Below are 25,673 nucleotides of genomic sequence, written 5' to 3'. Positions count from 1 at the left end.
CCACCGGGATCCGTTCCGGTGGGGCCTCTGTTTTCAGTCCGGACGCTCAGATCATCAGCGATCGCAGCAGCCAGGACCTCAGTGAAACACTAGCGACGACGGAAAGTGACTAGTACTCCCACCAGAAGTCCACTTCCTCATGCATCCGGGATCGGAAGCATTTCGAGTGCGCATAGAGAATCTGACGGACCTCCTCAGAAAGTGGGCCCACTTTGATTCGCATCGCAAATGGATCTTCGCTTTCTCGGATGACGAGATAGCAGAAGCAGCACATTGGATCCGCGCCCGTCTCAGCCATCTTGATCGAACCACCTTCCGCTGGCGATACGCCCTCTCAGGGACGACTCCGTCAGGTTTCTGAAGCTAGTAATCGCTCCCCCGCCGGGGAAGCTGCGGATGGCAACGTCATGTGTTCCACCGGCAGCCTGCCTCAGGTACACCCGAGCCAGATTGTCCCCACTCCCTTGCCAGAGAACCCGGTCTGCATTCGCGACAAGGTCTTGGATGTCAGCTTCACTCATTCCGTCATCCGCGGCCGCCAATGCTCCGTGGAGGCCCCGGTCTGCACCCGAAGGCTGCTCACCGCCGCCGCCCCACATGTCGTCACTCATGGCGTCTGCGCGCGGCTTGGGAGTGTCTCCCATATCGCAATAGCAATCGTCCGCGTGCCCGGGATCGTCACAGTTATGGACGAGAGCCGATGCAGCATCCGCCACCACATAGTACGTATGCAGATCGGACACGGTCAGGTTGTGCACCGTGGCGTCCTGCGCGGTCCATCGGTGGATCGCGGTGATCTGGACGTAGGTACCTGCGCTGGTCCGGAGCCGTTCACCGGACTTGAGGTCGGTGGCGTCGATCCACTCGCCGAGCTCGGGGACCCAGAACGGGTGGCCGTCGGTCGCAGTGATCCGGGCCGTCTTCGAACCGCTCCGGCCGTCGAGGTCGATCGTGACCTCGACCAGGTGCTTGAGCCCTTGGCCCTTGATCTCGGCGGTGACCGTCTCGACGACGCTCTCACCGGTCTTCGGGTCGGTCGCGACGACCTTGTCTCCGACCTTGACCTTCTCGATCGGCTTGGCGGAACCGTCGGCCATCAGCACCTTCGTGCCGGGCACGAAGCTGTTACAGGAACCGCCGCCGTCGGCCTTGCCCGAGCCGCCGCCACCGCTGGTGCCGCCCTTGCTGCGGGAGGAGCCGCCGGACTTGCCGCCGCCACCGCCCCCGGAACTCTTACTACCGCCGCTCTTGCCCGCGCCCGGGTGGGAGGAGGACTTGGGTGCGGCCTTGGCCTGGGACTGCTTCTGGACGGCGTTACCCGTCTTCCGCTTGGCAGCGGCAGCCTCGTCGGCTTTTCTCTTGGCGGCTTCGGCGGCCTTCTTCTTGGCCCTCTGCGCGGCCTCCTTCTTGGCCTTCTCGATGGCCAGCTTCTTGGCCTTCAGCGCCGCGGACTCGGCGGCCTTGGCGGCCTTGAGAACCAGCTCGGCGGCCCGCTTCGCCACCTTGAACGCCTTGATGGCCTCGATGGTGCGGTTGACCGCCTTGATCACCGAGGGGATCTTCCCGAGCTTGGACCACGGGATGGCATCAACCACAATGCTGACGCAGGACCACATGTCGCCGCCGAAGCAGGCCATGGCGTCGTTGATGCCGATGAAGTCCTTCAGCGTCTCCCACGCGACCGCCAGGATGACGGAGGTGAGGGACTTGCCCTGCATCGCCTGCGCCTGCGCGACCTGGGCCGCGGACAGACCCGCGCCGGCGAGGGCCGCAGCCTTCTCCGAGGCGCTCAGGACGATCGACTCACCGGTCGGGTCGGAGTACGTGACCGGGTTGTTCTGCGCGTACGCGTACCCGTTGGACTGCAACGGGTCGTTCACGTCGAGCATCGGGTCGACGGACAGGAAGCGTCCGACCACCGGGTCGTACAGCCGGACACCCAGCGGCTGGAAGCCGGAGGAGTCGTCCCGGGTCTGGCCGAGGAATCCCTTGTGGTTCTTGAGGTCCGTGCCGGCGGTACCGCGCTCGTTGCCGAAGGGGTCCTGCTTGCGGATGCGGACCGGCATGCCGCCGTAGAGACCGACCTCCGCGTACGCACTTCCCTGCTGGTCCGTGGTCTGGGCGACCAGCGTCTCCGCGCCGGTGCCGTAGGCGTAGCGCATCACCGCGCCACCCGGAACCGCGTAGGTGCGCTGGGTGTTGACCAGAGCGCCGCCCTGCTGGACGGTCACCTCGGCCTCGCCCAGGTGGAGGGTCGCCTGCTTGCCCTTGATGGTGAGCAGCCGGGCGCCGTCGGGGCCGTAGATGTGACGGGTGTCGTTCTGCGGCAGCCACTGCTGGGCGGCCTGGGCCGCGGCACAGGTGGCGAGCACGATCGGCGTCGCGTTCACGTTCGCCGAGCCCTGCACCGCGAGGCACAGACCGTCGGAGGCCGGGTGGATCAGCTGCCCGGAGGCGTTGCGCTTCAGCTCCTGCGCGGCCGAGCCGTTGCACTTCTGGATCTGGAGCGCCGACCCGGCCGTGTTGGCGGCGGGCTGGAGGCACCAGGTGCCGTACACCGAGAGCGTGCCCTTGTCGGGATCGGTCTGCGGCGCCGAAGCCGTGCCCGGGGTGGGGGTGAACTTGAAGCTCTGCGCTGCCGAGGCGTTGCAGGCGGAGAGCTGGATCGGCTGGCCGGCTGCGGCCGTGCCCGACTTCAGGTCCAGGCACTTCTGGCCGAGCCCCACATACGGGGTCTTGCCGCCGGAGCCTGCGCCGGTGATCCGGTCGACCTGGCCGTCGTAGGTCCAGGTCAGGTCCTGCTTGTCACCGTTCTCGACCGAGGTGACCGACTTGGTCTCGCCGGTGAGCTCGTACAGCCGCGTGGCCTCGGCCGTGACCTGTGCCCCCGCGGGGGTCTTGTAGGTCTTCGACACCTTGGTCAGCGTGTGCGGCTGGTCCTTGGCGGCGTTCTTGCCGTACGCGTACGTGGAGACCGCGTTCTTGGTGGTGTCGCCGGAGAGGTCGTTCTCGGTCAGCTTCGTACGGTTGCCGAACAGGTCGTACTCGTACTCCTGCCAGTAGCCGGAGCTGTCCGCGCCGGCAGCGGCCCGGAGCGTGCCGTCCGTGTTCTTGTTGAGCGAGCCGTCCGGGTTCCGCGGGTTGACGCAGCCCGTCCGGTCCTTCGCAGTCCAGGCAGACTTCAGCTGGCCCACAGGGTCGTAGACGAAGCACTGCCGCTCCGCGATCCCCTCGGACTTCTCCTCGATCGAGGTGACGTTGCCGGCCGGGTCGTAGGTGTACCCCCGGTTCGAGACGAGGGTGCCGCCGACGACGCTCTTGTCCGCGCCGGCGTCACCCTTCTCACGGTAGACCGACTGCTCGGTGAGCTCGCCGCTTCCCTCGTCGACGGCGTTCTGCGTCCACACGCGGTACGGCTGGGCGCCGAGCGTGGAGCGGAGCACCTGGCCGTAGGCGTCGTAGGTGGTCTCGGAGCCGTACCAGTCCTTGCCGGAGATGGAGAGCGGCTTGCCGTCCTTGTTGTAGCGGATGACCAGCTTCTCGGCGTCGAGACTGCCCACTGCCGGAACGGTGGTCTCGTCCAGCATCCCGCGGTCGTTGTACGTGTAGTCGTACCTGTAGTCCTTCTTCAGACCCCAGGTGTCGGCGATGGACTGCGGCAGCGACAGCGTGGTCGAGGTCGGCTGGTACTCCTTGGTGTAGCCGTTGACCGTCTGGGTGTACGCCTGGAGATCGGTGTAGCGGGTGGCGGTGGCGGGCATGCCCTTGCCGCCCGGGGCCGTGTCGTACGTGAACGAGGACAGCACCTTGCCGGCGGAGCTGTTCTCGCGCACCTCCTTCGGACGCGACAGCTCGTCGTAGCCGTTCCAGACCGTGATGCCGCGGGCGTTCGTGCTCGTCTCGACCCGGCCGAAGGCGTCGTAGGTCGTGCGGGACGTACCCGAGTCGGGGTCGGTCGCCGTCTCCACCTGGCCGTTGTGGTTGTACGTCCAGGACCACGGGTGCGCCGTGTCCGCCGAGGCGGTCGCCGTCCGGAGCCGGCCGTGCGCGTCGGGCTGGTAGCGCGTCGACGTGAACCCGCCGGGGGCGGCCGGGTTGAACGTGTCCGTGCGAGTGGTGCGGCCGGTCGCGTCGGTCCAGACGCGGTAGGACGAGTCGCCCTCCGGCTGGATGACCTTCGACCAGTCCTCACCGTACTCGTAGCGGATCGCCCGGTCCTCGTACGGCTTGGAGAAGGACTCCTTGGTGTCCGGGTCGATCCACTTGAGGTACGGAGTCTCCTTCAGCACGCGGCCCAGGCCGTCGTAGGTGTAGCGCGTGATGTTGGGGACGGTCGTATCGGCGAGCGGGCTGAACAGCTCGCCCGGCTTCGCCTCGTCGGTCAGGTAGGCGTTGTTGGTCTGGTAGACCTCACCGGAGTTGTTGTACAGCGTGTCGGTGATCAGCCAGCCGGCGTCGCCGTCGGCCTCCTCCTGCGTCTGCCGCTCGCGGCCAAGACCGTCGTAGAGGGTGACCGAGGTCTCTATCCGGTCCTCGTAGCCACGCGCGTACGTGGTGACGTAGGGAGGCTTGCGGATCTTGATCTTGGAGTCGGTGGGGTCGGTCTCCTCCTTCGGGACCGTGTAGACCGCCCGGAAGTCCGCCACGCCGCTGCCGGCGGTACGGCCCGGGGCCCAGGCCTCGGCGAGCCGGCCGAGCGGGTCGTACACGGCCTCGCTGACCAGGTCGTTGGCATCCGTCGTCCTGACGGTGACCGAGCGGCCCGGCTCCAGCTCCTGGATCTGGCGCTGCCCGAGGACGTTGGTCGTGGTGACCTTGAAGACCTGGCCCGTGGCCGGCCCGATGGAGTCGTAGGCGATCGTGGAGGACTTCGGAATCAGCTGCTTCAGCTGCTCCGCCGAGGTCTCCTTGACCACGCGTCCGACCTCGTCGAACGCACTGGTACCGGTGGTCTGGAAGCCGGTGCCGGCGCCGTTGAGCGTCCACGACTCGGTGGCCAGGCCACGGGTCGAGGAGCCGAGGGCGGTGCCGTAGGCCGTGCCGTCGTAGGAAGTGCGGGTGGCGCCGCTCAGCGAGCCGAGGTCGGCCCAGTCGGCGTTCGCACAGGTCGTCGGCGAGACCAGGACCTGCTTGGACAGACCGATGAGGTTCTTGTCGGTCCGGTGCAGGTACTCCAGCTTGGTGCAGGACTCGTCACCGGTCTTGGTGGCGTCGGCGTCGCCCAGCGACTCGACCTCGGTCGGCAGACCGTAGGTCGCGTCGTACTTCGAGGTCGTTCTGACCGTGCGCAGGGGGCGCGGGTCGTCCGTGTTGTCGCCGGACGACTTGGTGTACGCGATCTCTTCGGGCTCCGTGACCCGCCAGGCCCGCAGTGGGCTCAGGCCGTCGTCGCGGTCCCGCTTGGCGAGCTCGGTGGCCTCCGGCTTGGTGATCGAGCGGGACAGCCAGTCGGAGTCCGCCTTGGTGGAGTCGGCGTACGTGAGCTCCTCGGCGATCCGGCCGGCGAACGGCTCCCGGTCCTTGGCTATCTCGGCGCCGGTGATGTCCTTGACAGACACGGTGTCGCCGAGGCCCCGGAAGTAGCGGGTGACGGATTTGGAGCGCTGGTCGGCGGTGTCCGCGGTGTCTTCGACGACCGGACCCGTCAGGACCGTGGTCTGCTCGAAGCCCGCGAACTGGGAGTAGGTGCGCTGGGACTTCTTGGAGAACTCGGCCTCGGCGAGCTTCCAGGCCGGGCTCTTGTACCGGTACTCCGTCCTGGTGGTGAAGTTGCCGTCGATGTTGGGCAGTTCTTCGATGGTGTCCACGGCGTACTTGTGGAACCAGTCGATGTCCTCGACCTCGGGGTCGGGGTTCCAGAACGACGGGTAGCAGAGCCGGTCGTTCCCCTTGAGCTCGGCCTGCAGCCGGGCCATGGCCGTGGCACGGTCCTCGCCGGGCCGCTGGTCGAGCAGGGGAAGGTTGCCGGTGAGGCAGTCACCCTCGACCGGCTTGTACGTGACGATGGTCTCGCCGCCGTACTCGTTGACGACGCGGCCGATGCGCAGCCGGGAGAAGCCGGGGCGCGACGCGTGGACCGCCTTGACGCGGTTCGGCATGTCCTCGGTGTTGGGCTCGAACCGCACCGTGTTGAGCTGCACGCTCGCGTCGGTGGAGCCCTTGCGGGCGTAGCCGGTGCGCTGGACCGACTCCAGCCACAGCGCCGTGTTCGGGCCGGTCAGCAGCTTGGCGAAGCTCTGCTTCAGCTGGTACTCGTCGACGACCTGGCGCGCCGCGGTGTCGGTGCGACGCTGGGCCGAGGTCGTGATCGTGTCGAGGCGCTTGCGGGACCAGAAGGACGGGCCGGCGTTCCAGCACTTCTTGCCGGACTCGCAGCGCATGTCGACCGGGGTGTCGAACCAGGGCCGGTAGTTGCGCGGGTCCTTGGAGGCGAAGTTGGCGTCGGAGCAGGTGACGTCGTCGACGGTGTAGCAGCGCTCCTTCACCGCGAAGCCGACCCGGGCCGGGGCGGTCGCGGTGAAGATGGTGTTGCTGCGCTGGCCGTAGTCGATGTGGTCGAGCCAGCCGTCACGGTCGTAGGCGACCGGGTCCTTGAAGTTGAAGTTGCGGGCGTAGTAGTTCGGGACGTCCTTCTTCCACCACATCGACATGGCGTTGCCGTGGATGTCCTCGATGTAGTCGAGGCCCCAGCGCCAGCCCTGTGTGCACCAGGACTTCGTCCAGTCGGTGGTCGTGGGGCCCTTGTAGCAGTCCTCGTCCGCGTGGTTGCCGTAGACCGGGACCGTGAGCACCGAGTCGGTGGTCGGGTCGTCGGCGGCGTCGCCGTGGTTGGACCAGCCCGGGAGCTTGTTCTTGCCGAAGTGGTACTTCGTGCCGTCCTTGGTGGTGACGATCCAGTACTCACCGTCCTTGGCGCCGTTGCCGGTGTCCTCGCCCTTGATCACCTGGATGGTGGAGCCGTCGCCGTTGGCCGTGAACCACTTGCCCTTGGTCGTGTCCCAGACCAGCTCGGTGGTCATGCCGCCGAGGGAGAGGGTGGCGTTCTCCGAGCCCCAGCACAGGTCCGCGGTGCGGTGGGTGGCGTTGTTGGATCCGGCCTTCTTGGAGTCCTGGCGGCAGTTGGCGTACGTACGGGTGATGGAACCCGCGTTGTAGTCCCAGCCGTCACCGATCCAGGAGGCCTGGTTGTTCGACGAGGACGTGCGGCCGTCGACCGACTGCGAGGAGTACGCCAGGTTGACCTTCGGCATCAGGCCGCCGGCGGTCTCCGGGACCTGGATGTCGTACGAGTAGGTGAAGGCGCCCGAGGAGGAGCCCGACGCCCAGGAGCCCGACGACAGCAGCGGCGAGGCCGTGAAGTCACCGGAGACCGACGAGCCGGTGTCGAGGCCGCCCACGGCGGCGCCACCGTTCGCGGAGACCGCGGGCTGGACGCCGTCCCGGTAGGAGGCCTTGGTCGCCCCGGAGGGAACGAAGCCCTCGCCAACCAGGCTGGAGACCGGGATGCTGCCGCTGAGGACCTTGCGGGTGGCGGCGCTCTTGGCCGTCTTCGTCCTGGTCGGCGCGTCCTTGGCGGCCACGGTCTTCACCGTGCTGCGCAGGCGCTGGAAGTTCTTCTTGCCGTTCTTGACGTCCTTGTCCCCGTCGGAGAGGGACATCGTGCTCGTACCACCGCCGTCGGCGCAGTCGCCCTCGGTCGGGGAGGAGTAGACGCACTCGGGCAGCAGCATCAGACCGAAGCGGTCGGCGGCCTGCGGTCCGTAGAGGTCGGCGAAGCCCGTGGTGTCGATGCTGATCGCCACTTCGGCGGCCGGGTCGACCGTGGCCGGCGGGGTCAGCTTCATGACGATGCCGGAGACGCCCGCGTCCTGCGAGGTCGTCTGCGGGGCCACGCCCACGGTCCAGTCGCCGGCCAGAGCGGCGGCGTCGCCACCCTCGGGGACGCCGATGGCGACCGGCAGGTTGTTGCTGACCGGCTCGGTGGTCCCGGGCGCGCTGGTCGCGTCGAGCGTGGCCTGACCGGTACCGGAGGTCCACGCGGCGGTGGCGGTGGGGGTGTACGGCGCGACCGGATTCTCCGGAGCCAGGGTCAGGGTCTTGTCGGCGGCCGCGTCGCCCTCGACCGTGGTGGCCTCCGGCAGGTCCGGGAGGCCGACCTGGGCGATCGACTCCTCGCGGCTCATGCCGGGGCCGGGAACGGCGAGTGCCTGGCTGCCCAGGCTGGTCACGGTCAGTACCGAGGACAACAGCAGGACGATCGCCGTGCGGCTTCGCCGCCGGTGCCGTCGTTGTGACTCCGTCATGGCCAGGCGTCCCCGCCCCAACCATGACAGCGGACCTGAAGCACGCATGCGCGTCGACTCCCACCCTGACAATTCAGACAATGGACGAGGTGCGGAAAACACCGGATGGCACACCTCTGCCTCAGACGCGTGCGTGCGCACTCTCTGGCATGTCCGCCACATATTCAAGATCGGCGAGGGGCACCGAGGGGCCGCGCATGTGATCTGCAGCACGGGGTGAAACGGGTCAGACCACGCCACTGACGAATGATCAGCAAGATGGCGACATTCCCGCGCCCATCATCGATATCGACCCATAAAAGCCGCCAACCGGACCTGATTGACGGTCGGTCAAGTCGACCCCATGGGTGTGTAACGGATTCATAAAACCTTCACACCTGGACGTCAATGCTTCACATGTGTGACTGTGTGCCCGCCTTCTGCCCCCGTGGCCTGCCGACTGGGGCTGTCTGTGCTGTCCTCAATCCGCTTGGTTCCCACCGGAGTAGACCGCCGTGACCGCGCCGCCTCGTTTTCTCAGCCCCTTCGTGCGCACGCGCACGCGGCTGGCCCTGACCCTCGGCCTCGTGCTGGCCGCCCTGACCGCCGCCCTGCTGCCGTGGTGGCAGCCCGGCGGCTCATCCCCGACCACCGCCGACGGTGGAGCCGGAGCCACCGACGCCGCCCCCGCCTCCACCGGCCCGCGCGACGAGGCCACGGCGATGGCCCAGGCCCTGCGCACCCATGCGCAGGTACTCGTCGACACCGCGACCAGCGCCACCACGCTGACCTGGGCACTGCCCAACGGCCGCTACAAGACCCGGATCACGGCCGCACCGACCCGGGCGAAGAACGCCAAGGGCGAGTGGGCCCCGATCGACAACACCCTGAAGCGAACGGCCAAGGCCCCCAAGGGCCTTGGCATCGCTCCCGCGAACCCGGCCGTTCCCGTCCGCTTCGCGAGCGGTACCGCCCGCAAGGCGCGCGCCGACCGCTCGTTCGTCCGCACCGAAGCGCCGGGTGAGACGGTGCTCGCCGAGGTCGAACTCGACGGCCACACCGTGGCGTACACCTGGCCGGGCACCCTGCCCGAGCCGGTCCTCGACGGGCCGCGTGCCCTGTACTCCGAGGTCCTTCCGGGCGTCGACCTGCTGCTCGTCGCCCGGGAGGAAGGCGGCATGGCACAGGTCCTGATCGTCAAGACCGCCGAGGCCGCGCGGCAGGAAGCGCTCAGCACCGTGTCGTACGGGCTGCGCTCCGCCACCGCTGTGTTCCGGCAGGACCGCAAGGCCAGCAGGGTCCAGGTCCTGGACAAGGCCGGCAAGGAGGTCGGCTCGGTCCCGACGCCGTTCGCGTGGGACTCCAGCGGCCGTGACCCCGAACTGCCCGAGGGCGCTTCGAACCGTACGTCGGTCGCCACCGCGGCCGACGTGCTGAAGCTGTCGGGCCTGACCGGCATCGAGCCCGGCGCGCGGTCCGCGCCGCTGCCGATCACCCTGGACGGCGCGAACACCCACGCCGCCCGGCTCGGTCTCGGCTTCGCCGCCACCGGTCTGGCGGCGCGCAAGGACGTCACGTACCCCCTGTTCGTCGACCCGCCGCTGAACCCCGGCTGGGACGCGTGGACGGTGGCCTACAAGCCGTACCCGAGCACCAGCTTCTTCAACGGCACCAACTTCTCCTCCGGCACGTCCGACGCCCGCGTGGGCCACGAGTCCGACACCGGCGGCACCGCCCGCTCCTTCTGGCGGATGGACTGGTCGAAGAGCATCAAGGGCGCGAAGATCACCAGCGCGACCTTCAAGGTGCTCAACAACCACTCCTGGTCCTGTACGAAGCGCGAGTTCCAGCTGTGGCGTACCGGCGCGATCTCGTCCGGCACGACGTGGAACGCGCAGCCGAGCTGGTCCGACGAGATCGAGCGCAAGTCCTTCGCGCACGGCTGGTCGTCGACCTCCTGCAAGGACGAATACGAGGACTTCGACGTCAAGGACGCAGCCCAGTACGCCACCGACAGGGGCGATGCGTCCGTGACCCTGGGCATGCGGGCCACGACCGAGTCGGACACCCAGACCTGGCGCAAGTTCAGGGCGACCTCCGCGACCATCGAGGCCGTCTACAACCGCAACCCGTCCGAGCCCACGAGCGGTTCCTCGAAGCCCGGCGGTTCCTGCACCCCCGCCCCCGGCGCGGGCGTGACGGTCGGCAAGACCAACATCACGCTGTCGGTGAAGGCCACGGACCCCGACAACAACATGAGCAAGGTCCGCTTCCGGTTCTGGAAGACCGGCGGCACGATCCCGGCCGGTGTCGAGGTCCCGATCGGCGGCTCCGGCGGCACCGCCACGTACACCATCCCCTCCAGCGACCCGCTGCTGAAGGACATCACCACCAACACCACCTTCTCCTGGGACGCCATGGGTAAGGACTCGGCGGGTGCGACGTCCAGCACCTATCCGCCGGGCACCGAGCCCTGCCGCATCACGGTGGACCCGAGCGGCCCGTCCCAGCCCGTCGTCACCAGCGACGTGTTCCTCGCAGCCACCGCGGACGGCGCCACCTGGGCGACGGTGGCCTTCGGCCAGACCGGGCCGATCACCTTCGAATCGCCGGGGGCCGTGAGGTTCACCTACGCGTGGGGCGGGGTCAGCCCGGTCCCGGTCAACGCCAACGCCGACGGCCTCGCCACCGTCCCCGCCCTGCGGCCGCCGAACGCCGGCCCCAACACGCTCCAGGTCTACGCCTACGACAGCCTCGGCAACGCGAGCGCGCGGACGGACCACACGACCTACGTTCCCCCCAGGGACAACGCCGACGCCCCGGGTGACACGGGCGGCGACGGTACCCCGGACCTGCTCCTCATCGACAAGTCCGGTGTGCTGCGGACGTATCCGGGCCAGCCCGGCGGCGAGTTGTACGGCCAGCTGACCTCCTCGTACACCATGGGTGCCGACGGCAATCCGGTGCCGGCCCCGGCCGGTCAGTGGTACGACGCGGCAACCGGCAAGGCCGCGCTGATCGCGCACTACCAGGACGCCTACCCGGGCGACGGCACCACGGACCTCTTCGCCGTCGATCCGAAGGGCGGGTTCTGGCTCTACCCGGGCGACGGCTACGGCTCGTTCGACATCGGCACGCGGCTGAAGATCCGCCTCCCCTCGAACGCTCCCGCGCCGTCCACCTGGACCCAGCTCAAGGCCATCGGCGACATCAACGGTGACAAGCTGCCCGACCTGGTCCTGCGCACTGACATGGCCCTCTGGGTGCTCTCCGGCTACAGCGGGGCCACTTTCCAGGCCGCGACCCTGATGAACTCCGACGCATGGGCGCGCCGCGACGTCGTCAACCTCGCCGACATGAACAAGGACGGCACGCCCGACCTGCTCTGGCGCAACCTGGACAACGGCAACATGTACGTCCGGCACGGCAAGCCGGGCTCCGTCGCCGGCAGCGTCGACCTCAACTCCCTGAAGCTGGCGGCCAACTCGCTCAACGGCGACGTCCCGTTCGGCACCAGCTGGACCGAGGCCAACGTCAACACGGCGATCGGCATCCCGGACATCAACAACGACGGCATCCCGGACATCTGGGCCCGGTTCGCGTCGGACGGCCACATGGCCATCTACAACCCGTCCACCACCAACACCAACCCGGCGGTCAAGACGGTCATCGGGTCCGGCTGGAACGACAAGCTGGCCTTCGGGTGACCCGCCCCGTCCGAGCCCCGGAGCCTGCCTGCACGCTGTAAGTCAAGGCGCGGGCCGACCGACGAGAAGGGCTTCGCCCCGCCGAGCACGTGCTCGGCGGGGCGAAGCCCTTCTCCTGGGTCAATCCGGTCAGTAGGTGCATGTTGCCGCATGCCTCGGGAATCGGATCAGGCCTCCGGTTCGCGCGCGTCGTAGCGCGCGAACCCGGGCCACCGCAGCGCCAGCAGTGCCACCGCGGCCACACACGCGATCCCGCCGCCGGTCACGGCGAGCCCCGGTGACGCCAGATCGGCGACGGATCCGGCCAGGAAGTCCCCGAGCCGCGGGCCGCCCGCCACCACGACGATGAAGACGCCCTGGAGCCGGCCCCGCATCTCGTCGGGCACGGCGGCCTGGAGCATGGTGTTGCGGAAGACCATGGACGTGGTGTCGGCAGCGCCCGCGAGGGCCAGGAAGACCAGCCCGAGCCAGAGTTGGCGGGTCAGTCCGAACATGGCGATGGCGGTGCCCCAGCCCGCGACGGCGAACAGCACCGTGAGTCCCTGCCGCCGGATCCGGCCCAGCCAGCCGGAGAACACCCCGCCCAGCAGCGCCCCCATCGCCGGGGCGGCGACCAGCAGTCCGGTGGTCTTGGCGTCACCCCCGTACCAGAGCCCGGCGACGACGGGGAACAGCGCGCGCGGCTGGGCGAGCACCATGGCGCACAGGTCGGTGAAGAAGGTCATCCGCAGGTTGGGCCGGGTCCCGAGGAACCGCAGCCCGTCCATGACGGAGGCACGTTTCGTCTCCCCGGCCTTCTCCTCGCGCCGGTCCGGCAGCATCGAGGGCAGCCGCCACATCGCGTACAGCGAGGCCGTGAAGGTGATCGCGTCGACTCCGTACGCGGCCCGGTACCCCCACCAGCCGACGATGAGCCCACCGAGCATCGGTCCGACGAGCATGCCCGTGGTGCTGGTCATCGAGGTCAGCGCGTTCGCCGCCGGCAACTGCTCGGCCGGCAGCAGCCGGGCGATCATCGAGCTGCGGGCGGGCGAGTTGAGCGCGAAGCAGACGGCCTGGAGGGCGACGATCCCGTACAGCAGCCCGACCTGCTCGATCCCGGCCACGGTGACCGCCACGAGCCCCGCCGAGAGCAGGAACGACCCGAAGGCGCTGGCCAGTCCCAGCTTGCGCCGGTCGACGGTGTCGGCGACGGCTCCGCCGTACAGCCCGAAGACGACCAGCGGCACGAGCGAGCAGAACCCGATGAGTCCGACGGAGAAGGCGGAGCCGGTGAGGTCGTACACCTGGAGCGAGACGGCGAGCGATGTCATGCCCTGCCCGACCCAGGAGACCATGTTCCCGAACCAGAGCCGCCGGTAGTCGGGAGAGGTGCGCAGCGGGGTCAGGTCGGCGAATATTCGGGTGCGGGATACATCGGGTTCGGTCGTTTCGGTCACGGCGCATCGTAACGACCTCGCCAGTCCTGGCCGTCCTGGCCCGTCCTCGCCAGTGCCCGCCAGTCCTTGCTAGTCCTCGCTCAGGAGGGTGCCCCGGAGCAGGTCGATCAGAGCGCCGGGATCGGCGGCGGCCAGCTCGTCGAAGGCTCCGGAGTGCCGGCCCAGCAGGACCCCGGCCATCGCGGCCGCCACCAGTTCGGCACGCAGCAGCGGCCGGTCCGTCCCTTCACGGACGAAGCGCTCGTGGAGAGGCTCGACGAGCCGACTGTGCAGCGCGGCCCGTGTGGCCTCCTGCGCCGCCGGGTCGTCCAGGGGCCGCACCGCGACCTGGAGCAGGGGGACGGGGCCACGCCGGTCGGCCCGGTCGAAGATCTCGCGCAGCCGCTCGTCCTCGTACAGGTCGGCCAAGGCCACCTCGCCCGCTTCCGCCCGGAGCGCGGCGATGTACAGGAGGGTCTTGCTGCCGAAGTAGCGGGCGATCAGCGTCGGGTCCACGCCCGCCCGTCTGCCGATGTCCCGGATGGTGGTGCGGTCGAAGCCCCGCTCCCCGAACAGTTCGCTCGCCGCTGTCAGCAGGCGTTCACGGCTGCGCGCCGCGTCCCGCCGGCGCCCCGGCGCCTCGCCGCTCACCGCGGTGTCCCGGCTCCGGGAACGAGGCCCTCGCTCTCCGCGCTCATGTCGGCCGCCGCGGGGCGCGTGTCCCCTACCCGCGTCCCGCTCCGTAGCCCGGTGCGGATCAGTACGTAGCCGATCACGGCCGTGGCGGCCCAGACCGCGCAGCCCGTCAGCCCGGCCGTGCGGTATCCGCTCTCGGGGGGAAACCCCTGTCCGGGAGAGGTGGCGGCCTGGAGGATCACCGCGCTCAGCGCGCTGCCGGCCGAGTAACCGATGTATTTCACCACCTGATTGAAACTCATGGCGCTCCCCGTCTCATGCGCGGGGACGCTCGCCACGACGAGTCCCGGTGTCACCGAGAAGTTCATACCGACACCGAGCCCGGCCAGGGTCATCGTGACGAAGATCTGCCACAGATGGCCATGGGCGAACACGAAGGTCAGCAGTGCCGCGAGGGACAGCAGGCAGCTCACCGGCAGCAGTCGCACGGGCGTCTGGGCCCGGACCAGGATCCGCACCACACGGCCGGCCGCCAGGCTGCCCACCGAGAACGGCACCAGGATCAGACCGGTGACCACCACGGAAGCCCCCAGTCCGTAGCCGGCGCTCGACGGGGTCTGCACGTACCGGGTCACGAGGGAGATCAGCAGGTACATGCCGATTCCGCCCATCATCGTGGTCAGGTGCGCGGCGAAGACCGTACGGTCCCGGATCAGCCGGAGATCCACCAGCGGATGAGCGGTACGCAGCCCGTGCAGCGCCCAGCCGAGCAGCACCAGGAGGGAAACCGCCCCGAGCACCAGGAGCCGGGGCGATCCCCAGCCCCAGTTCTCTCCCTCGGTGAGGGCGAACAGCAGCCCGCCCATGCCGAGGGCCAGGAGCAGCGCCCCCGGCACGTCCATGGGGTGTGCCGGACGCTGCGGCGTCTTCGGCAGGACGAGCGCGGCGGCGACGAAGGCCAGGACGGTGGCGATGACGGCGAACCAGAAGCCCGCGTACATCCCGAGGGTCTGGGCGAGCAGTCCGGTGACCGGGTAGCCGATTCCGACGCCTGCCGCCGTGGTCAGCGACAGTGTCGACAGCGCCGACCGGGCCCGCTGCGGCGGCACGGAATCGCGTGCGGTGGCGATGGCCAGCGGCACCAGTCCCATGCCCACACCCTGCAGCGCCCGCCCCACGATGAGGCAGGCGAACCCCAGCGGAAGGGCGGCCAGCAGGCTTCCGACGCTCACCACGCCCAGACCCGTCAGGATCACCTTCTTGCGATGGGGGCCGTCCCCCAGGCGCCCCATGGTCGGAGTCGCGACGGCCCCGACGAGCATCGTGACCGTGAGCGACCACTGCGCGTCGGACACCGATACGTGGTCCACGGCGGCGATCGTCGGAATCAGCGGCGCCCCGAGGCTGCTGATGATCGCGACCAGCATGCAGAGGGAGACCAGCACGGGGACGAGTGCCCGCTGTCGCCAGGGAGAGGAAGCGGGGGAACCTGTCGGACGCACGGGGCGGATCTCCTGTCACCAGTTGATGTCATCACCCGATGACTTCCCTCCCGATGATATAGGTGCCCCACTCACGTATCTGCCCCCATGTCGCTACCGCCCGACGAAGTGACCGCCGCCGCACCGGCTGAAGACGTCGAGGATCCCGCAGGCGTCACACCGCGCCCCTTTTGGCCGGTCCTGCAGCCATGGCGATGCCGCACGAACACCCGTGAGGGCTCGGGGAGTCGGAGCCGGGAAACGACACCCGGTGCGCGGCTCGTGGGCGCGGATCCGCGCGGTGCCGGCTCGGCGCACTCGGCGCCGTCAACGGCCTCAGGACCGCGGCGGACTTCCTCGCACGCGGGGCTCCAGGCGTCCACCCATGCGGAACGCCACCGAAGAACGCGTTCCCCCAGGTCAAAACGATTCTGCCCGGGGACGCTCGGTGGGGCGGGTGGGACTCGAACCCACGGCCGACGGATTATGAGTCCGCTGCTCTAACCGGCTGAGCTACCGCCCCTTTTCGGCGTGGCGCGTACATGTGTGCGCGCCGTCTGCCGCAGCATAGCCGGTCATACGATCTCTCGCTCCGGTTGCCCGGCTACTCATGACCATGAAGACCGTGCTGCTCGACGCCCGGTTCCGGTTGACGCGAAGTTGACGCGAAAGAGTCACTCGAGCCCCACCGGCATCACTGCGGCGGGCCCCTCGCGGACCGGACCCGGACACACGAAAAAGGACCCCGCGGGGCCCTCTTCCGTTCCGCTCCCCCGACTGGACTCGAACCAGTAACCCTCCGGTTAACAGCCGAATGCTCTGCCAATTGAGCTACAGGGGATCGCGCTCCCCCGACTGGACTCGAACCAGTAACCTGCCGGTTAACAGCCGGCTGCTCTGCCAATTGAGCTACAGGGGATTGCTGCGTTGCCTCGAACGTACCTGCCTGGCTGCTGCCGGGCGGCGCGCGTTCGCTGCGACACATACATTAGCGCAAGCAGGGGGGTGCTTTGCCAATCGGTATCGCCCGGGGTGATCTCGGGCGCCTGCGGGTAGGCGAGCAGCACACGTCGCACGGAGCGAAGGAAGGGTGGCAGCCATGCGGTACCGGCTCACGTTCATCGCCGGAGTGGCCCTCGGTTACGTGCTCGGCACGCGTGCCGGGCGCGAGCGTTACGAGCAGCTGAAGAAGTCCGCACGTCAGTTCGCCCAGAACCCGGCCGTGCGCAACACCTGCGAGACGGCGGCCCAGAGCGGCCGTCAGTTCGCGGGGAAGGCGTACCACGCGGTCGAGGAGAAGGTCGGCGACAAGATGCCGGCGTCGGTGTCGGACCGGGTGCGGTCGATGCGCGGGCGCGGGGCGAACGGCGAGGACGACTGGGGAACGACGAACACCTGAGTCCCCGGCGTCACGTCTGCCGCACCACCGGTCGGGAAACCGCCGGGGGTGCGGCAGAATCCATGTATGGGCATAGTCGCCGGCTTGGACAGTTCATCCGCCTTCACGCACATCGTGGTCTGCGATACGGACACGGGTGCCGTACTGCGTCAGGGATACGCCGCACATCCCGTCGACGCGAAGGCCACCGAGGTCGACCCTCAGGCATGGCTGCTCTCACTCGGTGAGGCCGCCGCCGGCGGCCTGCTCGAAGGGGTGCAGGCCATCGGGGTGTCGGCGCAGCAGCACGGGCTCGTGCCGCTGGACCACCAGGGCAATCTCGTACGCCCGGCACTGCTCGGCAACGACCGGCGGGCGCAGGTCGCCGCGGCCGATCTGATCGACGGGCTGGGCGGGCGGCAGGCCTGGGCCGAGGCGGTCGGGGCGGTGCCGCAGGCGGCGCAGCCCGTGTCGAAGCTGCGGTGGCTGGCTCGGACCGAGCCGGACCTGGCGCAGCGGGTCGCCGCGGTGCTCCAGCCGCACGACTGGCTGGTGTGGCAGCTGCTGGGCCGGCCGGCCCGGCGGACCACCGACCGGGGCGCCGCGTCGGGTACGGGTTACTGGTCGGCGGGCAGCGAGTCGTACCGGCCGGATCTCGTCGAGCTCGCGCTCGGGCGCCAGGCGGCGCTGCCGGAGGTGCTCGGTCCGTCCGACGCGGCGGGGACGACGCCCGAGGGGCTGCTGATCTCGGCGGGTACGGGCGAGACGATGGCGGCGGCGTTCGGGCTCGGGGTCGCGGTCGGTGACGCGGTGGTGTCGCTGGGGGCGTCGGGTTCGGTGATGGCGGTGCACCACGAGGCGCTCGCGGACCCGACCGGGATGATCACATCCTTCGCCGATGCCACCGGGATGCATCTGCCGGTGGTCCACACCTCGAACGCTGTACGCGCGCTGCGCGGCACCGCCGAGATGCTGGGGCTCGACGGGCTGGAGGAGCTGTCGGCGCTGGCGCTGAAGTCGACGCCGGGCGCCTCGGGGCTCGTACTCCTGCCCTATCTGGAGGGTGAGCGCACCCCGAATCTGCCGCACACCGCCGGGACGCTGAGCGGGCTGCGGCGTGAGTCGATGAAGCCGGAGCATCTGGCGCGGGCGGCGTTCGAGGGGATGCTGTGCTCGCTGGCCGACGCGCTGGACGTGCTGCGCGGCCGCGGGGTGGAGGTGCGGCGGGTGTTCCTGCTGGGCGCCGCCGCCGAGCTGCCGGCCGTACAGGGTCTGGCACCCTCGCTGCTGGGCACCCAGGTGGTCGTGCCGCAGCCCGCTCAGTACGCGGCGCTGGGTGCGGCCCGGCAGGCGGCCTGGGCGCTGGGCGTCTCGCAGGGGACGCTGGACGGGCGCACTCCCCCGGCGTGGCAGGGTGCCGCGGCGCAGGTGCTGGAGCCCGGCGATGAGCTGCCGGTCGGACAGGCGGTACGCCAGCAGTACGTGGCGACGCGGGACCAGATCCACCCGGGGGCGTTCGACGCCGCGCGTTGAGGCGAGCGCTCTCGGTGACGTGTCCGGGCCGTCGGCGTGGTCCGGGCCAAAGAATTATGGACCCGGTCCGTTTTTTGACCTGGACTTGAATAAAAACGTTCGCTGTCCCGGTGGCCGGTACCCGAAAATGGGTCGACTCCCGACCTCGCCGACTCCGAGAGACACGCGTGCTCATAAAACTCCTGCGGGCCTATCTCGGCCCGTACAAGAAACCGATCGCACTGCTGGTCGTCTTCCAGCTGCTGCAGACCTGCGCCACGCTCTATCTGCCCACCCTCAACGCGGACATCATTGACAACGGTGTCGTCCAGGGGGACACGGGCTACATCGTCCAGTACGGCGGCGTCATGATCGTCGTCAGCATCGCCCAGGTGGTCTGCAACATCGGGGCCGTCTACATCGGAGCCCGTACCGCGTCCGCACTCGGCCGCGACGTACGGGCCTCGGTCTTCGACCGGGTGCAGTCGTTCTCCGCGCGCGAGCTCGGCCGGTTCGGCGCGCCCTCGCTGATCACCCGTACGACCAATGACGTGCAGCAGGTCCAGATGCTGGTCCTGATGACGTTCACGCTGATGGTGTCGGCGCCGATCATGTGTGTCGGCGGCATCATCATGGCGCTCGGCCAGGACGTCCCGCTGTCCGCGGTGCTGCTCGCGGTGGTGCCGGTCCTCGGCGTCGCGGTGAGCCTGATCGTGCGGAAGATGCGTCCGCTGTTCCGGACGATGCAGGAGCGGCTCGACACGGTGAACCGGGTGCTGCGCGAGCAGATCACCGGCAACCGGGTCATCCGCGCGTTCGTGCGCGACGGCTACGAGGAGGAGCGCTTCCGGGGCGCCAACACCGAGCTGACGGACGTGGCGCTGTCCACGGGCCGTCTGATGGCACTGATGTTCCCGACCGTGATGACGGTCGTGAACGTGTCGTCGATCGCCGTCGTCTGGTTCGGTGCGCACCGGATCGACAGCGGCGGGATGGAGATCGGCGCGCTGACCGCGTTCCTCTCCTATCTGATGCAGATCGTCATGTCGGTGATGATGGCCACCTTCATGTTCATGATGGTGCCGCGTGCCGAGGTGTGCGCCGAGCGCATCCAGGAGGTCCTGGAGACCGATTCCTCCGTGGTGCCGCCGGTGAACCCGGTGCGGGAGCTCACGGTCCACGGGCATCTGGAGGTACGCGGTGCGGACTTCCGCTACCCCGGCGCCGAGGAGCCGGTGCTGCGCGCGGTGGACCTGGTGGCGCGGGCCGGCGAGACGACCGCGATCATCGGGTCGACGGGCAGCGGGAAGTCGACGCTGCTCGGACTCGTACCGCGGCTGTTCGACGTGACGGACGGCCAGGTGCTGGTCGACGGGACGGACGTGCGGACGCTGGACCCGGTCCTGCTGGCCAAGACCGTGAGCCTGGTCCCGCAGAAGCCTTACCTGTTCTCCGGGACGGTCGCGACGAATCTGCGGTACGGCAACCCGGACGCGACCGACGAGGAGCTGTGGCACGCGCTGGAGATCGCGCAGGCCAAGGAGTTCGTCGAGGCACTGGAGCACGGCCTGGACGCACCGATCGCACAGGGCGGCACCAATGTCTCCGGGGGGCAGCGACAGCGGCTCTCGATCGCCCGGACGCTGGTGCAGCGGCCGGAGATCTACCTCTTCGACGACTCCTTCTCCGCGCTGGACTACGCCACGGACGCGGCACTGCGTGCGGCGCTGCTGCGGGAGACCCGGGGGGCGACGGTGGTGATCGTCGCGCAGCGGGTGTCGACCATCCGTGACGCCGACCGGATCCTGGTGCTGGACGAGGGCCGCGTCGTCGGTTCCGGCAGCCACCACGAACTGATGGACGGCAATGAGACATACCGGGAGATCGTTCTCTCCCAGCTGACGGAAGCGGAGGCCGCGTAATGGCCGGGCCTGGCGGACGCATGATGGCGGGCGGGGCTCCGACCGACCGGTCCATGGACTTCAAGGGCTCGTCGAAGCGGCTGCTGAAGCGCTTCGCGGCGGAGAAGGCCACCCTGTACGTGATGCTGGTGGCCGTCGCGCTGAGCGTGGCGCTGTCGGTGGTCGGCCCGAAGATCCTCGGCAAGGCCACCGACCTGGTGTTCGCCGGTGTCGTCGGCCGGGGAATGGACGCGGGGACGACGAAGGAACAGGCCGTCGAGGGCCTGCGCAGGAGCAACAGCGGTCTGGCCGACATGCTCTCCAAGGTGGACTTCACCCCGGGGCAGGGCATGGACTTCGACGCGATCGGCCGGGTGCTGCTCGTGGCGCTGGCCGTGTACGTCGGTGCGGGGCTGCTGATGCTGGTGTCGACGCGGCTGTCGATCCGGGTGATCAACCGGGTCGTGTTCCAGCTGCGTGAGGACATCCAGACGAAGCTGTCGCGGCTGCCGCTGTCGTACTTCGACCGGGCCAAGCGCGGCGAGGTGCTGAGCCGGGCGACGAACGACATCGACAACATCTCGCAGACGATGCAGCAGACGATGGGGCAGCTGATCAACTCGCTGCTGACCATCATCGGCGTGCTCGTGATGATGTTCTGGATCTCGCCGCTGCTGGCACTGGTCGCACTGGTGACGGTGCCGCTGTCCGTAGTCGTGGCGGCGAAGGTCGGCAAGCGCTCGCAGCCCCAGTTCGTCCAGCAGTGGAAGGTGACGGGCAAGCTCAACGCCCACATCGAGGAGATGTACACCGGGCACACCCTGGTGAAGGTCTTCGGGCGGCAGGACGAGTCGGCGCGAGACTTCGCCGAGCAGAACGAAGCGCTGTACGAGGCCGGGTTCAAGGCACAGTTCAACAGCGGGATCATGCAGCCGCTGATGATGTTCGTGTCGAACCTGAACTATGTGCTCATCGCCGTCGTCGGCGGGCTGCGGGTCGCCTCGGGCGCGCTGTCGATCGGTGATGTGCAGGCCTTCATCCAGTACTCGCGGCAGTTCTCCATGCCGCTGACCCAGGTCGCCTCGATGGCGAACCTGGTCCAGTCCGGGATCGCCTCGGCGGAGCGGATCTTCGAGCTGCTGGACGCCGAGGAGCAGGACGCCGACCCGTCGAAGGGCGAGGGCGAGTTCCCCGGGGAGCTGCGCGGCAGCGTGTCCCTGGAGAACGTGTCGTTCCGCTACGACCCGGAGAAGCCGCTCATCGAGGATCTCTCGCTGAGCGTCGAGCCGGGTCACACGGTCGCGATCGTCGGCCCGACCGGTGCCGGCAAGACGACGCTGGTCAATCTCCTGATGCGGTTCTACGAGGTGACCGGGGGCCGGATCGCCCTCGACGGGGTCGACATCGCGAAGATGTCGCGCGACGACCTGCGCTCGGGCATCGGCATGGTCCTCCAGGACACCTGGCTGTTCGGCGGGACCATCGCGGAGAACATCGCCTACGGCGCGTCCGGCGACGTCACCCGGGAACAGATCGAGGAGGCGGCCCGGGCGGCCCACGCCGACCGTTTCATCCGTACCCTGCCCGACGGGTACGACACGGTGATCGACGACGAGGGCTCCGGTGTCAGCGCCGGCGAGAAGCAGCTGATCACCATCGCGCGGGCGTTCCTGTCCGACCCGGTGATACTGGTGCTCGACGAGGCGACCAGCTCCGTCGACACCCGTACCGAGGTGCTGATCCAGAAGGCGATGGCCGGTCTCGCGCACGGCCGTACGAGCTTCGTGATCGCGCACCGGCTCTCCACCATCCGGGACGCCGACGTCATCCTGGTGATGGAGAACGGGTCGATCGTCGAGCAGGGCACGCACGACGGGCTGCTGGAGGCGCACGGCGCGTACGCCCGGCTGTACGCGGCACAGTTCGCGCAGGCGGTCGCCGAGGTCGACTAGTCGGTCGGCGTTGTCTCCGCGGCTCCCCGGGCCGGCGCGTCTGCGCGTCAGTCCAGGTAGCCGCGGAGCTGGTCGGCGAAGGCGTGGTCCCGCAGTTTGTTGAGGGTCTTGGACTCGATCTGCCGGATGCGTTCGCGGGTCACGCCGAAGATCCGCCCTATCTCCTCCAGGGTGCGCGGGCGTCCGTCGGCCAGCCCGTAGCGCAGTTGGACCACCTTGCGTTCGCGCTCGTTGAGGGTGGAGAGCACCGCCTCCAGGTGTTCGCGCAGCAGCAGGAAGGCCGCGGACTCCACCGGGGACGCGGCGTCCCCGTCCTCGATGAGGTCGCCGAGCGAGACGTCGTCCTCCTCGCCCACGGGGGCGTGCAGGGACACGGGCTCCTGGGCGAGGCGCAGGACCTCGCTGACGCGTTCCGGTGTCAGGTCGAGCTGGGCGGCGACCTCCTCGGGCGTCGGCTCGTAGCCGCGCTCCTGGAGCATCCGGCGCTGGACCCGGACGACGCGGTTGATGAGTTCGACGACGTGGACCGGGACCCTGATGGTCCGCGCCTGGTCGGCGAGGGCGCGGGACATGGCCTGACGGATCCACCAGGTCGCGTACGTCGAGAACTTGTAGCCCCGCGCGTAGTCGAACTTCTCGACCGCCCGGATCAGTCCGAGGTTTCCCTCCTGGACCAGGTCCAGCATCGTCAGCCCGCGGCCGATGTAGCGCTTGGCCACGGAGACGACGAGGCGGAGATTGGCCTCGATGAGACGGCGTTTGGCCATCCGCCCCATCACGACCAGCCGGTCCAGGTCGACGGCGAGGCGGGTGTCGGGGTCCGGGGTGCGGGCCAGGCGTTCCTCGGCGAACAGGCCGGCTTCGACGCGGCGGGCGAGTTCCACCTCGTCGGCGGCGGTGAGGAGCGGGATGCGGCCGATTTCGCGCAGATACTGGCGGAAGAGGTCGGACGACGGTCCGCCCGTCTCCGGGCGGCTGCGCGGCTCGGGTGGTTCGGGGAGCTCCGACTCCTCCATGACGGCCTCGGGCGGGTCCGGTATCGCTTCGGGCGGGTTCTGCGCGGCGGGCAGGGGTGTCGGCGGCTCCGCCGCGGCCTCGGGGTGATGCACGGCCCGGGTTTGCGCGGGGATGGCCGGGACACGCTCGGTTTCGGTCACGGTCCGGGTCTGCACGGGGGCGACCTCCAGGTGATCGCTGCCGGATCGCGGGGATGGAGGACCACCGATCGGTGGGGACCGCGCTCCGATGACTCAGGCACCGCCACCCAGTGTGGGGTACGACACACAGCCGCCACGAGGGGCGTGCGGGGACTTTCTGAGTTCGTTCCGTGACCGGCCGGTTACCGGCGCGAGGTCCGGTGCGGCGGCGTCAGAGCGCGTCGGCGCCGTTGTTGCGGAGGGACTGGGCGTACTGCTGGAGGACCCAGACCTCGTTCTGCGCGGCGGCCAGGTGGTCCGGGGCGACGTTGCTGCCGAGGCGGGTGAGGCTGCCCTGGACGTCGTTGATCCGGCGGTCGACGGCGCGCAGACGGACCTTGACCAGGTGCTCGCCCGCGTACGCCTCGTCGATGGACTTGCCGTGGAAGACCTCGACCGCGAGTTCCGTGACAAGCTTGCGCACCGTGTCGTTGGGCGTCGCGTCGAGCACCTGGACGAGGTACTCGCGGGTCTCGGGGACGCCGAGCTCCGCACCGCCGGCCTCCGCGATGCACTGGCGGACCGCGGCGTACGGCGGGGCGGTGAACTCGTCGACCCCGTAGGCGTCGAACGCCGGGGAGACCAGGGCGGGCTTCTGGAGGGCGAGCTTGAGCAGCTCGCGCTCGGTGCGGTGGGCCGGGCTGCGAAGGTTGAGCGCGGGGCCCGAGGGGGCGACGGGTGCCTGGATCTCCTGGCGCCGTGAGCCGCCGCGCGCGCCGGGTGCGGGTCCCCGCTCGCCGCGGCCCCTGGCCCACTGGGCGAGCTGGTTGACCCGGTGGACGACGTACTCCTGGTCCAGGATGCCGACGAAGCCGGCGAGCTGCACGGCGACCTCGCGCTGCACGCTTCCGGTCTTGATCTTGGCGACGACCTGGGCCGCCTCGTCGAGCGCGGCGGCGCGGCCCGCCGGGGTCTCCAGGTCGTAGCGGGCGACGATCTGGCGGAGTGCGAACTCGAAGAGCGGGGTGCGGGGTTCGACCAGGTCGCGAACGGCCTCGTCGCCCTTGGCGAGACGCAGGTCGCACGGGTCCATGTTGTCCGGGGCGATGGCGATGTAGGTCTCGGCGGCGAACTTCTGGTCGTCCTCGAAGGCGCGCAGGGCTGCCTTCTGGCCGGCCGCGTCCCCGTCGAAGGTGAAGATCACCCGGGCGCTGCCGTTGTCCATCAGGAGGCGGCGAAGGATCTTGATGTGGTCGCCGCCGAACGCCGTGCCGCACGTGGCGATGGCGGTGGTGACCCCGGCGAGATGGCAGGCCATCACGTCCGTGTAGCCCTCGACGACGACGGCCCGGCTGGACTTCGCGATGTCCTTCTTGGCCAGGTCGATGCCGTACAGCACCTGGGACTTCTTGTAGATCGGCGTCTCGGGGGTGTTGAGGTACTTCGGGCCGTTGTCGTCGTCGCGCAGCTTGCGGGCGCCGAAGCCGACGATGTCGCCGGAGGTGTCGCTGATCGGCCACATCAGCCGGCCGCGGAAGCGGTCGATGGGGCCGCGCCTGCCGTCCTGGGAGAGGCCGGAGGTGATCAGTTCCTTGTCGCTGAAGCCCTTGCCGCGCAGGTAGCGGGTGAGGTGGTCCCAGCCGGCGGGGCTGTATCCGACGCCGAAGTGCTCGGCCGCCGCCTGGTCGAAGCCGCGCTCGGCGAGGAACTTGCGGCCGATCTCGGCCTCGGGGCCGTCCAGCTGTTCGACGTAGAACTGGGCGGCCACCTTGTGGGCCTCGACCAGCCTGATCCGCTCGCCCCGCTGGTGGGAGGGGTTGTACCCGCCCTCCTCGTACCGCAGGGTGATGCCGGCCTTGGCGGCGAGCCGCTCGACGACCTCCGCGAACGTCAGATGGTCGATCTTCTGGACGAAGGCGATCGTGTCGCCGCCCTCCTGGCATCCGAAGCAGTGGAAGAGGCCCTTGCTCGGACTGACCTGGAACGAGGGCGACTTCTCGTCGTGGAAGGGGCACAGGCCCTTGAGGTTTCCACCGCCCGCGTTGCGCAGCTGGAGGTACTCGGAAACGACGGCGTCGATCGGGACCGCGTCCCGGACCGCCTTCACGTCGTCGTCATTGATCCTGCCTGCCACGAGTGAAGTCTACGGGTGAGCTACGACAACCCACGCCCGGAGCGGTTGCTCGGGTGCGGGGTGCGGGTCCCCTGCGGGGTGCGGGTTCCCTGCGGGGTGCGGGTCCCCTGCGGGGTGCGGGTCCTGCGGGGTGCGG

The 25,673-nt window shown here is 69.2% G+C and carries 11 protein-coding genes and 3 tRNA genes; 5 read left to right on the top strand and 9 right to left on the bottom strand.

The annotated features are described in order from the left end of the window. Window positions 1-290: 290 nt before the first annotated feature. Window positions 291-8,303 (bottom strand): ricin-type beta-trefoil lectin domain protein, encoded by an 8,013-nt coding sequence (locus tag OG959_RS26820; protein WP_326662467.1) that lies wholly within the window; start codon window positions 8,301-8,303, stop codon window positions 291-293. A gap of 494 nt (window positions 8,304-8,797) precedes the next feature. Here OG959_RS26820 and OG959_RS26815 point away from each other — a divergent pair, with 494 nt between their 5' ends. Beyond that, entirely contained in the window at window positions 8,798-11,989 is a 3,192-nt protein-coding gene (locus OG959_RS26815; protein ID WP_326662465.1) for an FG-GAP-like repeat-containing protein, read from the top strand. A gap of 167 nt (window positions 11,990-12,156) precedes the next feature. On the opposite strand, the gene OG959_RS26810 is transcribed toward OG959_RS26815, so the two are convergent. The 6 genes from OG959_RS26810 to OG959_RS26785 form a co-directional block, all read right to left on the bottom strand. Further along, entirely contained in the window at window positions 12,157-13,428 is a 1,272-nt protein-coding gene (locus tag OG959_RS26810) for an MFS transporter (RefSeq protein ID WP_326662464.1), read from the bottom strand. Between the two features lie 69 nt (window positions 13,429-13,497). Beyond that, window positions 13,498-14,058: a TetR family transcriptional regulator gene (locus tag OG959_RS26805; RefSeq protein ID WP_326662463.1), complete on the bottom strand. Its 561-nt coding sequence runs from the start codon at window positions 14,056-14,058 to the stop codon at window positions 13,498-13,500. Continuing rightward, on the bottom strand, window positions 14,055-15,545 hold the full coding sequence (locus OG959_RS26800; protein ID WP_326662462.1) for an MFS transporter: 1,491 nt from the start codon (window positions 15,543-15,545) through the stop codon (window positions 14,055-14,057). The genes OG959_RS26805 and OG959_RS26800 overlap by 4 nt, the downstream gene beginning before the upstream one ends. A 428-nt stretch (window positions 15,546-15,973) precedes the next feature. Further along, window positions 15,974-16,047: transfer RNA gene (locus tag OG959_RS26795), tRNA-Ile, on the bottom strand. Window positions 16,048-16,292: 245 nt separating this feature from the next. Then, window positions 16,293-16,365, bottom strand: a tRNA-Asn gene (locus OG959_RS26790). A gap of 5 nt (window positions 16,366-16,370) precedes the next feature. Continuing rightward, a tRNA-Asn gene (locus tag OG959_RS26785) sits at window positions 16,371-16,443 on the bottom strand. Window positions 16,444-16,623: 180 nt separating this feature from the next. Here OG959_RS26785 and OG959_RS26780 point away from each other — a divergent pair. The 4 genes from OG959_RS26780 (at window position 16,624) to OG959_RS26765 (ending at window position 22,267) form a co-directional block, all read left to right on the top strand. Then, complete coding sequence (locus tag OG959_RS26780) at window positions 16,624-16,923, top strand: YtxH domain-containing protein (RefSeq protein ID WP_219572595.1); 300 nt, start codon at window positions 16,624-16,626, stop codon at window positions 16,921-16,923. 66 nt (window positions 16,924-16,989) lie between these two features. Then, on the top strand, window positions 16,990-18,435 hold the full coding sequence (locus OG959_RS26775) for an FGGY family carbohydrate kinase (protein WP_326662460.1): 1,446 nt from the start codon (window positions 16,990-16,992) through the stop codon (window positions 18,433-18,435). A 167-nt stretch (window positions 18,436-18,602) separates the two neighbouring features. Then, on the top strand, window positions 18,603-20,336 hold the full coding sequence (locus OG959_RS26770; RefSeq protein WP_326662458.1) for an ABC transporter ATP-binding protein: 1,734 nt from the start codon (window positions 18,603-18,605) through the stop codon (window positions 20,334-20,336). Further along, window positions 20,336-22,267, top strand: coding sequence for an ABC transporter ATP-binding protein (locus OG959_RS26765; RefSeq protein WP_326662456.1), 1,932 nt, complete (start codon window positions 20,336-20,338; stop codon window positions 22,265-22,267). The genes OG959_RS26770 and OG959_RS26765 overlap by 1 nt, the downstream gene beginning before the upstream one ends. A gap of 47 nt (window positions 22,268-22,314) precedes the next feature. On the opposite strand, the gene OG959_RS26760 is transcribed toward OG959_RS26765, so the two are convergent. Together OG959_RS26760 and dnaG are read right to left on the bottom strand one after the other, a co-directional pair. Then, window positions 22,315-23,439: an RNA polymerase sigma factor gene (locus OG959_RS26760; protein ID WP_326662454.1), complete on the bottom strand. Its 1,125-nt coding sequence runs from the start codon at window positions 23,437-23,439 to the stop codon at window positions 22,315-22,317. A 196-nt stretch (window positions 23,440-23,635) separates the two neighbouring features. Next, the gene (dnaG, locus tag OG959_RS26755; protein ID WP_326662452.1) at window positions 23,636-25,537 is read right to left on the bottom strand and encodes a DNA primase; all 1,902 of its coding nucleotides are present in this window, start codon (window positions 25,535-25,537) and stop codon (window positions 23,636-23,638) included. Window positions 25,538-25,673: the final 136 nt, after the last annotated feature.

This window comes from Streptomyces sp. NBC_00385, from assembly GCF_035917155.1.
Taxonomy (GTDB): Bacteria; Actinomycetota; Actinomycetes; order Streptomycetales; family Streptomycetaceae; genus Streptomyces; species Streptomyces poriferorum.
The sequence above is the reverse complement of the archived record's forward strand: the minus strand, read 5'-3'. Positions and strand labels throughout refer to the sequence as shown.

Bases quoted from the DNA above. Each gene is read 5' to 3' on its own strand.
- OG959_RS26820 (WP_326662467.1), bottom strand. From the start codon at position 8,303: ATGACGGAGTCACAACGACGGCACCGGCGGCGAAGCCGCACGGCGATC.
- OG959_RS26775 (WP_326662460.1), top strand. From the start codon at position 16,990: ATGGGCATAGTCGCCGGCTTGGACAGTTCATCCGCCTTCACGCACATC.
- OG959_RS26780 (WP_219572595.1), top strand. From the start codon at position 16,624: ATGCGGTACCGGCTCACGTTCATCGCCGGAGTGGCCCTCGGTTACGTG.
- OG959_RS26765 (WP_326662456.1), top strand. From the start codon at position 20,336: ATGGCCGGGCCTGGCGGACGCATGATGGCGGGCGGGGCTCCGACCGAC.